The 10,013-nt window shown below is 68.6% G+C and carries 13 protein-coding genes and 1 tRNA gene; 2 read left to right on the top strand and 12 right to left on the bottom strand.

The genetic code is table 11. The features are described 5' to 3' along the window. The 6 genes from QSK36_RS36120 to QSK36_RS36095 all read right to left on the bottom strand — a co-directional run. The coding region (locus tag QSK36_RS36120; protein WP_285785482.1) for a hypothetical protein at positions 1–211 on the bottom strand (211 nt) is incomplete at its 3' end. A gap of 420 nt (positions 212–631) precedes the next feature. Continuing rightward, positions 632–1,138 carry an Rv1363c family protein gene (locus tag QSK36_RS36115; protein ID WP_285785481.1) on the bottom strand — a complete coding sequence of 169 codons (507 nt, stop codon included), beginning with the start codon at positions 1,136–1,138 and terminating at the stop codon, positions 632–634. Then, positions 1,135–1,623 carry an Rv1363c family protein gene (locus tag QSK36_RS36110; protein WP_183534244.1) on the bottom strand — a complete coding sequence of 163 codons (489 nt, stop codon included), beginning with the start codon at positions 1,621–1,623 and terminating at the stop codon, positions 1,135–1,137. The genes QSK36_RS36115 and QSK36_RS36110 overlap by 4 nt, the downstream gene beginning before the upstream one ends. A 193-nt stretch (positions 1,624–1,816) precedes the next feature. Continuing rightward, positions 1,817–2,209: a 50S ribosomal protein L7/L12 gene (gene rplL, locus QSK36_RS36105; protein ID WP_183534242.1), complete on the bottom strand. Its 393-nt coding sequence runs from the start codon at positions 2,207–2,209 to the stop codon at positions 1,817–1,819. Between the two features lie 78 nt (positions 2,210–2,287). After that, the gene (rplJ, locus tag QSK36_RS36100) at positions 2,288–2,812 is read right to left on the bottom strand and encodes a 50S ribosomal protein L10 (RefSeq protein WP_139580517.1); all 525 of its coding nucleotides are present in this window, start codon (positions 2,810–2,812) and stop codon (positions 2,288–2,290) included. A 224-nt stretch (positions 2,813–3,036) separates the two neighbouring features. Then, the gene (locus QSK36_RS36095) at positions 3,037–3,894 is read right to left on the bottom strand and encodes an SCO4651 family lipoprotein (protein WP_285785480.1); all 858 of its coding nucleotides are present in this window, start codon (positions 3,892–3,894) and stop codon (positions 3,037–3,039) included. Between the two features lie 189 nt (positions 3,895–4,083). Here QSK36_RS36095 and QSK36_RS36090 point away from each other — a divergent pair, with 189 nt between their 5' ends. After that, positions 4,084–5,301, top strand: a complete 1,218-nt coding sequence (locus QSK36_RS36090; protein WP_285785479.1) for an amidohydrolase family protein — start codon at positions 4,084–4,086, stop codon at positions 5,299–5,301. Between the two features lie 7 nt (positions 5,302–5,308). Here the strand turns inward: QSK36_RS36090 and QSK36_RS36085 are convergent, their stop codons facing one another. The 6 genes from QSK36_RS36085 to QSK36_RS36060 all read right to left on the bottom strand — a co-directional run bounded on the left by QSK36_RS36085 (position 5,309) and on the right by QSK36_RS36060 (position 8,452). Further along, the gene (locus QSK36_RS36085) at positions 5,309–5,806 is read right to left on the bottom strand and encodes a MarR family winged helix-turn-helix transcriptional regulator (protein ID WP_183534235.1); all 498 of its coding nucleotides are present in this window, start codon (positions 5,804–5,806) and stop codon (positions 5,309–5,311) included. Between the two features lie 100 nt (positions 5,807–5,906). Then, complete coding sequence (rplA, locus tag QSK36_RS36080) at positions 5,907–6,620, bottom strand: 50S ribosomal protein L1 (RefSeq protein ID WP_182902871.1); 714 nt, start codon at positions 6,618–6,620, stop codon at positions 5,907–5,909. Positions 6,621–6,691: 71 nt separating this feature from the next. Continuing rightward, the gene (gene rplK, locus QSK36_RS36075; RefSeq protein ID WP_139580512.1) at positions 6,692–7,123 is read right to left on the bottom strand and encodes a 50S ribosomal protein L11; all 432 of its coding nucleotides are present in this window, start codon (positions 7,121–7,123) and stop codon (positions 6,692–6,694) included. 94 nt (positions 7,124–7,217) lie between these two features. Beyond that, on the bottom strand, positions 7,218–7,991 hold the full coding sequence (gene nusG, locus QSK36_RS36070; protein WP_240809483.1) for a transcription termination/antitermination protein NusG: 774 nt from the start codon (positions 7,989–7,991) through the stop codon (positions 7,218–7,220). A gap of 55 nt (positions 7,992–8,046) precedes the next feature. Further along, positions 8,047–8,304: a preprotein translocase subunit SecE gene (secE, locus tag QSK36_RS36065; protein ID WP_030510284.1), complete on the bottom strand. Its 258-nt coding sequence runs from the start codon at positions 8,302–8,304 to the stop codon at positions 8,047–8,049. A gap of 75 nt (positions 8,305–8,379) precedes the next feature. Further along, a tRNA-Trp gene (locus QSK36_RS36060) sits at positions 8,380–8,452 on the bottom strand. 235 nt (positions 8,453–8,687) lie between these two features. On the opposite strand from QSK36_RS36060, the gene QSK36_RS36055 reads away from it, so the two are divergent. Beyond that, positions 8,688–9,893, top strand: a complete 1,206-nt coding sequence (locus tag QSK36_RS36055) for a pyridoxal phosphate-dependent aminotransferase (RefSeq protein WP_183534233.1) — start codon at positions 8,688–8,690, stop codon at positions 9,891–9,893. The last annotated feature ends 120 nt before the right edge of the window (positions 9,894–10,013 follow it).

Here is a 10,013-nt window from a genome sequence, read left to right as displayed (position 1 = left end):
CTTCGAGACCCGACTGGGCCGGGACGTCCTTGCGCCCGGCCTGGCGAGCCGCCTCAACCCGGCCCTTCCATTTCTCGTTCCCGAGCAGCCAGTCAAAGGACTCGGTCTGCAGGGCGAGAAGGTCGGGTACTTCGAGCGGCTCCTCGATGCGTGCGAACGACACGGTTCGGGGACCAGCGGGTACGGCGGAGGCGTTGCGCGAGGCTGCCAACAGATGTCCTTCCGAGGGCTCGCGGACTGACTACACGCACGCCAGACGACCAGGACTAAGAGTTACTCAGAGAGACGGTCGTCAAAGGGCAGCGCAAAGGGGCAGTGTAGCCGATCGGCATACACCTGTCCACTCCGCTATCGCTCTGCGCTCCACGTTGGTGGCAGCATCACCCGTCAGCGCCGAAACGTCAAGCCCGAGAGTCGACATTTCGCCTAACCGACAGGCGTCACGCTGGGTTTTCCCGCCCTCGGGACCGAGCGAGCGCCGGGGATCCAGTCCCTACCCGGGACCGGAGACGGGTAACGCTCAGTCACGCGAACGACCCAACGCTGACCGTCGGTCGACGCCGCCATGCCCTGAATACCCAGCCACTGGCACGGCCTAAACGTCTTCTTTGCTAACAATTTAGCCTCGGGCTCAGGGAACGGGCGTGTCACCCAGGAGCGTGGACAGCCGGGAGGCCCGCCAGCCGTCGCCCTGCGTCACCATGACCAGGCGCGCCCTCCCCTGGCTGACCTGCTGCTTCGGCTCCTCCTGACCCGGGCCCGACCGCGTCGTGACCATGTTCACGAACAGCAGCACCCGGACCTCTTCCGGCGTCGCCGACTCCACGCCGGCGGCGGCCACCACCGCGTGTTGCACCGTCCGCCGCTCGCGCGCCTGCGGCCCGAGCGTCGCCGCGAGCGTCCGGTAGTGCTCCGCCAGCTGCCCGGTGGCGTGTGCGCCCGCCCTCAGCATGTCCCGCTCGATCGTACGGTAGTCGTACGACAACATGTCCGGGGCGTAGGATCGGGCGGCCGAGAGGGCCTCCCTGGACGCCCTCTCAGCGGCCTGGATGCGGCGCAGGTCGAGCAGCAGCCACACGGCGGCGACGGCCAGCCCGGCCGCCACGAGGGCCGCCAGCGCCCGCAGCAGGCGCCTCACTGCACCAGCTCCGCCCGCGAGACCAGCCACAGGCCCGAGGCCTTCGTGACGTCCATGCGCCAGCGGAAGTAGCGCTCCTCCGGAGGGGCCTTCCTGCCGTCCTCCCAATGGATCACCGCATCGCCGACGATCAGCACCTGTGCCGTACGCCGGTCGCCGTCGAGGGAGGCGAGCGCGGAGGCCCGCAGGACGCCCGTCTGGACGGCCTTGTTCTTCAGCGTGGCGGCCCTCAGGGCCGTCTGCCCGGCGGCGTACTGCGCCCGTTCCGGGCCCGTGGAGGTCGCCAGGGCGCGTTTGATGTCGTCGTCGATGCGACGGTGGTCGATCGACATGAGGCTCACGGCGTGCGCCGCGGCGGCCCGTACGGCCATCTCGCGGTCCTGCACCGCCGCGAGGGCCTCCGTACGGGCCCGGGCGAGAGAGTGGACCGCCAGGGCGAGCGCGGCCACGAGGAGGACGAGCCCGACGGTCAGCGCGCGCCGCATTCCCGCACCTCCTGAGCACCCGGTCGTCTCGGCCCGTTCACGTCGCGCGGATCCTATTCCGCACGATAGATCAACGGGCTCGCCCTGCCCATAGGGTCTGGATTCCGTACGGGGTCCGGGCATGCGAAAGGGGCGGTCCCATCCGGCACCTGGATGGACCCGCCCCTTCGATGAAGCGTGTTACGAGACCGTCTTACTTGACGGTGACGGTGGCGCCGGCGCCCTCGAGGGCAGCCTTCGCCTTCTCGGCCTGCTCCTTGTTGACCTTGCCGTCGAAGACCGGCTTCGGAGCGCCGTCCACGAGGTCCTTGGCCTCCTTGAGGCCCAGGCTCGTCAGAGCGCGGATCTCCTTGATGACCTGGATCTTCTTGTCGCCGGCGGCCTCGAGGATGACGTCGAACTCGTCCTGCTCCTCGGCCTCCTCGGCGGCGGCCGGAGCGCCGGGGACGCCCGCGGCGGCGACGGCGACCGGAGCGGCGGCCTTGACGTCGAAGGTGTCCTCGAAGACCTTCACGAACTCGGACAGCTCAAGGAGGGTCATCTCCTTGAAGGTCTCGAGCAGCTCGTCGGTGCTGAGCTTCGCCATGATGTGTTCCTCCAGTGGATCTAGCAAAAAACGTGAAAAGGGACCGCGGTGCGCGCTTCCCCCGTCCGCTGCGCGGACCTACTCGCCGGCCTCTTCGCGCTTGGCGCGCAGAGCCTCGGCCAGTCGAGCCATCGTGGTGGGCAGCGCGGCGAAGGTGGCGGCAGCCTGGGACTGCTTGGCCTTCAGTGCGCCGGCCAGCTTCGCGAGGAGCACCTCGCGGGACTCAAGGTCGGCAAGCTTCGTGATCTCGTCGGGGCTCATCGACTTGCCGTCGACGACACCGCCCTTGATCACCAGGAGGGGGTTGGCCTTGGCGAAGTCACGCAGACCCTTGGCCGCCTCCACGACGTCGCCCTTGACGAACGCGATGGCGGTCGGGCCCTGGAACAGGTCGTCCAGGACGGTGATCCCGGCGTTGTTGGCCGCGATCTTGGTGAGCGTGTTCTTCGCCACGGCGAACTTCGCATTCCCACCGAGAGAGACGCGCAGCTGCTTGAGCTGAGCGACGGTGAGACCGCGGTATTCGGTCAGAACGGCGGCGCTGGATCCCTCGAACTCACTCTTGAGCTCGGCGATCGCGACGCTCTTCTCCGCCTTCGCCATGGGCCTCCTTCCAGATGTGCCGCCGGCGAAGGCCCTCAGAAAAACAGACAAGCCCCGGCGCAGGCGCACGGGGCTTGGACGGACGTCGAACGTCCTCAAGCGTCTCCACACCTACGCGGGCCGTCCACTCACGTGGATCCTTCGGTCACTGGGCTGCACGCCCGGTGACGACCGGCGGTCTTCGGCAGGAGACAGACTACGTTGTCAACCGGCAGGACGCCAAATCAGCTTCCGGCGCCGGGCGACTGCTGCGTCGTGTGCGGCAGCGTCTGCGGCAGCTCACCGACCTGGTCGGCGGCCGGCGCCTCGATCGAAACCGGCTCGTTGAACGACTTGAACATCGCTGTGGCCTTGAACGTCCCGGCGTCCGGCTTGCCGCCGTTCAGCTCGACCTTGCGCGGCAGGCCCTGGGCGTCGATCCAGGCGTCGAACTTGACGTCCTTGGCGTTCGCGAGCTCGCCCTGCATGCGGCCGCGCTGGTCCTCGGGAAGCTGCTTGACCGCCTCGTCCACAGGGAACGAGCCCGAGTAGTGGGTCGTGTCCACCCCGCCGACCTGCTCGCTGCCCACCGACTTGACGTCCTTGGACGCCGTGAGCATGGCGACGCTCGTCTTCAGGTCGAACTGCTGGGCCTGGGCGAGGTACTGGTCGATGTTCACGCCGGCCTGCGAGCCGAGCTGCTTCAGGTCGAGCCTGATCCACGGCTTGGTGGCGCCCACCAGGGTCTTGAGCATGTCGAGCTTCACGTACGCCACGTCGCCCTGGAGGATCACCCGCACGCCGCCGGGCACGCTCTGCCCGTTGAACGCCACCTGGCTGAGGTTGATGTCCGAGGCGATCTGCGGGGTCTTCTGGTAGAGCATGGTGCCCTGAACGACCCCTCCCTGACCGCCCTTGGCGTCGGTGACGTTCACCACGAGGTCCGCGGCATAGGTGTTGACGTCGTCGGCCTTCTGCGCGGTCTGCTGGATGACCTCGGCCGCCGAGAGCTGTGCGTTCTGGAGAGACGGAGTCGCGGTCGTCCCGCATCCCGCGACCGTGATCGCGGCCACCGCCCCGGCGGCCACCAGTAGTCGTCGCATTGTGTCCATCCCTTCGGTGTCCCCCTTTACCTGCCCTTGACCCTATGCGCCTAACGCCATCAGCGCGCCGCTCCGGCGCAAACCCCCATGAGCTGTGCACAAAACCTCCACATCGCTCTTGTTTGCCTCCTGATAGTTAGCTTCCGTACTATCTGACGCGGAACCAAAAGCGGACGGTGAAGGAGAGCCATGCGTACGCTGATCAAGGACGTGCGGGTGTTCGACGGGGAGCGCGCCATTCCCCGGGCAGACGTGCTGATCGAGGACGACCGGATCGCGGAGTGGGACGGAGAGCGGACCGACGCCGAGATCGACGGCTCGGGCGGGACGCTGCTCCCCGGACTGCTCGACGCCCACACGCACGTCTCCGACGGCATGCTCGCCCAGGCGCTGGCCTTCGGGGTGACGACCGAGCTCGACATGTTCTGCCTGCCGTCCAACCTGGCCAGACAGCGGCGGCTCGCGGCGGAGCGCGACGACGTGGCCGATTTGCGCAGTTCGGGAGTGCTCGCGACCGCGCCGGGAGGGCACCCCAGCCAGATCATGGCGGCCGAGGCGGCCGGGCTGTCGCACCTGGGCGATGCCGTGGGCCCCTTCGACACGATCGCGGACGCGGGCGAGGCCGAGGCGTTCGTCGAGGCGCGGCTGGCCGAGGGCGCCGACTACCTGAAGATCGTGATTGACGACGGCTCCACCGCCGGGCTGGACCTGCCCGTCCTGTCCCCCGGCGTCGTGGCCGCCCTGGTCGAGGCCGGGCACGCGGCGGGGCTGATGGCCGTCGCGCACATCGCCACCGCCCGGGAGGCCGCCATCGCCCTCGACGCGGGCGTCGACGCGCTCACCCACGTCTTCCACGACCTCGCGCCCGAGGATCCGTACGCGGCCGAACTTGCCGCGCGCATCGCGCGGCAGGGCGTCTTCGTGGTCAGCACGCTCAGCTACATCGAAGTGATCAACGGAGGCGAGGGCGCCGCGGAGGTCTTCGAGGACGAGCGCATCGCGTCACGCCTGCCGGAGGGGTCGGCCGGGACCGCCCGCAGGAACCCAGGGGCGGTCCCGGTGCACCCGCGGGGCCTCGTCAACGCCCTCGGCGCGGCCCGGGCCCTGCACGCCGCGGGCGCGGCCGTGGTGGCGGGCACCGACGCCAACTTTCTCGCTCCACCGCACGGCGTGAGCATGCACCGCGAACTGGCGCTGCTCACCGAGGCGGGCCTCACCTGTGAGGAGGCGCTCGCCGCGGCCACCGCCGTCCCCGCACGGCTGTTCGCGTTGCAGGATCGGGGGCGGATCACGCCGGGCCTGCGCGCGGACCTGCTGCTGGTGGACGGCGATCCGACTCGCGACATCACCGCCACGCGCGCCCTCCGCGAGGTCTGGCGCCGCGGCGTGCGGCAGAGCCGGGCCTGAGTGCGGCCTACGCGAGGGCGGTCAGGAGATCGCGCAGCAACCGATCGAGCGTCACGGCGTCCTTTGGGGCCAGCCCCGACGCGAGCCGGGCGAGGTTCGCCGCGTGGTCGGTGAGCGTCGCGTCGATGACCTCGTACCCCTTCTCCGACAACGTGATCTTGAAGCTGCGCCGGTCGGCCGGGTCGAGACTGCGCTCGACCAGTCCGGCGGCCTCCAGCCGGTCGAGCCGGCTGGTCATGCCGGCACGCGACATCATCACCATGTCCGACAGCTCGGACGGGATCAGCGTGTACGGCGGGCCGGAACGGCGCAGCGCGGCCAGCACGTCGAAGTCCCCCGAGCGCAGGCCGTGCCGGTTGAGGACCTCCTCGACCCGGCCCTCGACCACCCGGGCCACCTGGGCGAGGCGGCCGAAGACCCCCATGGCCGACAGGTCCAGGTCGGGCCGCTCGCGCCGCCACTGGTCGAGGATGTGATCGACGGAATCCCTGCGCTCTTCGGTCACGGGCCGAGTTTATTCGCCGTCTGATTATCGGCAGACGCGCGGAAGCCCCCGCCCGGAAAGGGCGGGGGCTTCCGTCGTCGTTATCGGCCTGGGTGACGGCTCAGGCGTCGATCTCGGCGGTCATCGCCCGCGTCACGTTCGGGTCGACCGGGATGCCCGGGCCCATGGACGTGGTGAAGGTGACCTTCTTGAGGTAACGGCCCTTGGCCGCCGACGGCTTGAGACGCAGCACCTCGTCCAGCGCCGCGGCGTAGTTCTCCACGAGCTGACGGTCGTCGAAGGACGCCTTGCCGATGATGAAGTGCAGGTTCGCGTGCCGGTCGACCCGGAACTCGATCTTTCCGCCCTTGATGTCGGTGACGGCCTTGGCCACGGCGGGCGTGACGGTGCCGGTCTTCGGGTTCGGCATGAGGCCGCGGGGGCCGAGCACGCGGCCCAGACGGCCGACCTTGCCCATCATGTCCGGGGTGGCGACGACAGCGTCGAAGTCGAGACGGCCCTTGGACACCTCGTCGATCAGCTCGTCGGAGCCGACGATGTCGGCGCCCGCCGCGCGGGCCTCCTCGGCACGGTCACCGGTCGCGAAGACCAGGACCCGGGCGGTCTTGCCGGTGCCGTGCGGGAGGTTGACGGTGCCGCGGACCATCTGGTCGGCCTTGCGCGGGTCGACGCCCAGCCGCAGGGCGACCTCGACGGTCGCGTCGAACTTCGTGGTCGCCGTCTTCTTGGCCAGCCGTACGCCCTCGAGCGGGTTGTACAGGGCCGCGCGGTCGACCTCGGCCGCCGCGTTCTTCCAGTTCTTGCTGCGCTTCACTTCATGCTCCTCGTGGAGATCGTGGTCCGGGCCTGCGCCAGCCCTCCCACTGCGTTTGATGAGGCTGAGAGTCAGTCGGCGATGGTGATGCCCATGGAGCGGGCGGTGCCGGCGATGATCTTCTCGGCGGCCTCGACGTCGTTCGCGTTGAGGTCCTGCATCTTGGTCTCGGCGATCTGGCGAAGCTGCTCGCGAGTCAGCTTGCCCACCTTGTCCTTGTGCGGGTTCGCGCTGCCCTTCTGCAGACCGGCGGCCTTCTTGATCAGCTCGGGCGCCGGCGGCGTCTTCGTGATGAAGGTGAAGGAGCGGTCTTCGAAGATGGTGATCTCGACGGGGATGATGTTGCCCCGCTGGGCCTCCGTCGCCGCGTTGTACTGCTTGACGAAGTCCATGATGTTGACGCCGTGCGGACCGAGCGCGGTACCGACCGGCGGCGCGGGGGTGGCCTGTCCAGCGGGAAGCTGGACCTTCACCAGTGCCGCGACTTTCTTCTTTGGAGGCATTTGTCCTTCTCCGGGTCCTTGGTCCTACAAAAGCCTCACAGGCACGCCGAAAGAGGGCGTGCGTGAGGACGGCTATCGAGTCTACGCGAGGCGGTCAGATCTTCGAGACCTGGTTGAACGACAGCTCGACCGGGGTCTCTCGACCGAAGATCGAGACGAGGACCTTGAGCTTCTGCGACTCGGCGCTGATCTCGCTGACCGTGGCCGGCAGCGTGGCGAACGGCCCGTCCATGACCGTGACGGACTCGCCGACCTCGAAGTCGACGGTCGCGGTGGTCGTCTTGGCCGTGGCCTTCTTGACTTCCTCGGAAGGCTCCGGGGCGAGCAGCTTGGCGACCTCGTCGAGGTTCAGCGGGCTCGGCTTGTTGGACAGGCCGACGAATCCGGTCACACCGGGCGTGTTGCGCACCGCGGCCCAGGACTCGTCGGTCAGGTCCATCCGGACCAGAACGTAACCGGGAAGCACGCGCTCCTTGATCGGAGTCTTCTTGCCGCCCTTGAACTCCGTGATCGTGTGGGTCGGCACCTCGACCTGGAAGATGAAGTCCTCCATGTTGAGTGACCCGATACGGCTCTCGATGTTCTGCTTCACGCGGTTCTCGTAACCGGCGTACGAGTGGATGACGTACCACTCGCCGAACTGGCCGCGAAGCTGACGCTTGAACTCCTCGACCGGGTCGACCTCCGGGAGGACGTCGCCGTCCTCGTCGACCTGCGCGGCGGCCTCGGCCGAGTCTTCGCCGCCGTCACCGCCGTCTGAGTCGGCGACCGTGGTCTCCTCGACCTCTGCTACGGCCTCGTCCTGCTCGGTGCCCCACTCGTCATGCTCGTCATGGGAGCGGTCGGCCGGCATCGGGGACTCGGACACGGGACTCATCCTTCTTCGCTTGGTGTCTTGACGTGCTGTGACGTCTCGGGCGGGATCAGGATCCGCCGAAGAGCCAGAGCACTGCCTTACCCAGCAGCGTATCGATCCCGAACACGAGCCCAACCATGATCACAACGAAGACCAGGACAACTACCGTGTACGAGATCAGGTCATTGCGCCGGGGCCAGATGACCTTGCGCAACTCGGCGACGACCTGCCGGTAGAACAGAGCGGGCGAGGTGCGCTTTGCCTTCTTCTCACTGGTCGGCTTGCCTGGCTTGCCAGCGGTTTCACCGCGGGTGTCGATCGCCACAGTCCTCACCTGATCCGTCGTGTCCGTCGCAGTTGCGGCGCGCTTTCACGCCATTGTTGCGCGGACCGCACTCCGCAGGGCACGAGGGACTCGAACCCCCAACCGCCGGTTTTGGAGACCGGTGCGCTACCAATTGCGCTAGTGCCCTAAGCCGTGCACCACGATACCCGAGAAACGCGTCGAAGCGTCCGCCGTGGCGTTCACGTGGCCCACTAGTCGGTGAAGTGTACGCGGGTTTCACCACTCCGTCGAACCACGTGGTCGCCACACCGCCCGGAGGCGGCCCGGGTGCCGTTCCTGTGCGGTCTAAAGCTACCGTGCGAACCCGTCCGCATCCTGGATATGGAGACGAAACCGCGCGGCGCGTCTGGAACGATGGAGGCATGACCCGACCTCGCATCTCCGCACGCATATCCGCGATCTCCGAGTCCGCGACTCTGGCCGTGGACGCCAAGGCCAAGGCGATGAAGGCGGCCGGTCGCCCGGTCATCGGCTTCGGCGCCGGCGAGCCCGATTTCCCCACGCCCGACTACATCGTCGAGGCGGCCGTCGAGGCGTGCCGGAACCCCAGGTTCCACAAGTACACGCCGGCCGGGGGCCTGCCCGAGCTCAAGCAGGCGATCGCCGACAAGACGCTGCGCGACAGCGGGTTCCAGGTCGAGGCCGCCCAGATCCTGGTGACGAACGGCGGCAAGCAGGCGGTCTACGAGGCGTTCGCCACACTGCTCGACCCCGGTGACGAGGTCCTGGTCGTGGCGCCCTACTGGACGACGTACCCGGAGGCGATCAAGCTCGCGGGCGGCGTCCAGGTCGACGTGGTCACCGACGAGACGACCGGCTACCTGGCCTCGGTCGAGCAGCTCGAGGAGAAGCTGACCGACCGCACCAAGGTCCTGCTGTTCGTCTCGCCGTCCAACCCGACGGGGGCCGTCTACTCCCCCGCCCAAGTCGAGGAGATCGGCCGCTGGGCGCTGGACAAGGGCCTGTGGGTCGTGACCGACGAGATCTACGAGCACCTGGTCTACGGCGAGGCGGAGTTCTCCAGCATCGCCACCGCCGTGCCCGAGCTGCGCGACCGGGTCGTCGTGCTGAACGGCGTGGCCAAGACGTACGCGATGACCGGCTGGCGGGTGGGCTGGCTGATCGGCCCGTCCGACGTGGTCAAGGCGGCGACGAACCTGCAGTCCCACGCCACCTCGAACGTCTCCAACGTCGCCCAGGCCGCCGCGCTCGCGGCCGTCTCCGGCGACCTGTCGGCCGTCGCCCAGATGCGCGCGGCGTTCGACCGGCGCCGTCAGACCATGGTCCGGATGCTCAACGAGATCCCCGGCGTGGTCTGCCCCGAGCCGTTCGGCGCGTTCTACGCGTACCCGTCGGTCAAGGCGCTGCTGGGCAAGGAGATCCGCGGCAGGCGTCCGCAGACCTCGGCCGAGCTGGCCGAGCTCATCCTGGAGGAGGCCGAGGTCGCGCTGGTGCCCGGCGAGGCGTTCGGCACCCCGGGCTACTTCCGCCTGTCGTACGCGCTGGGCGACGACGACCTGGCCGAGGGCGTCAGCCGGGTGGCCAAGCTCCTGGCCGAGGCGCACTGAGCGTCATCGAGGCCACCAGGACTTCGCGAATCTGGCACGAAGGCCCGGTCCCCACCACCTGGGACCGGGCCTTCGTCATGCCGACGACCTGTCGAGCAACCGGCCGAGCAGATCGCCGTC

The sequence above is a fragment of the Microbispora sp. NBRC 16548 genome (genome assembly GCF_030268985.1).
GTDB classification, from domain to species: domain Bacteria; phylum Actinomycetota; class Actinomycetes; order Streptosporangiales; family Streptosporangiaceae; genus Microbispora; species Microbispora catharanthi.
The sequence above is the reverse complement of the archived record's forward strand: the minus strand, read 5'-3'. Positions and strand labels throughout refer to the sequence as shown.

Bases quoted from the DNA above. Each gene is read 5' to 3' on its own strand.
- QSK36_RS36110 (WP_183534244.1), bottom strand. From the start codon at position 1,623: ATGCGGCGCGCGCTGACCGTCGGGCTCGTCCTCCTCGTGGCCGCGCTC.
- rplL (WP_183534242.1), bottom strand. From the start codon at position 2,209: ATGGCGAAGCTCAGCACCGACGAGCTGCTCGAGACCTTCAAGGAGATG.
- rplJ (WP_139580517.1), bottom strand. From the start codon at position 2,812: ATGGCGAAGGCGGAGAAGAGCGTCGCGATCGCCGAGCTCAAGAGTGAG.
- QSK36_RS36095 (WP_285785480.1), bottom strand. From the start codon at position 3,894: ATGCGACGACTACTGGTGGCCGCCGGGGCGGTGGCCGCGATCACGGTC.
- QSK36_RS36090 (WP_285785479.1), top strand. From the start codon at position 4,084: ATGCGTACGCTGATCAAGGACGTGCGGGTGTTCGACGGGGAGCGCGCC.
- rplK (WP_139580512.1), bottom strand. From the start codon at position 7,123: ATGCCTCCAAAGAAGAAAGTCGCGGCACTGGTGAAGGTCCAGCTTCCC.
- QSK36_RS36055 (WP_183534233.1), top strand. From the start codon at position 8,688: ATGACCCGACCTCGCATCTCCGCACGCATATCCGCGATCTCCGAGTCC.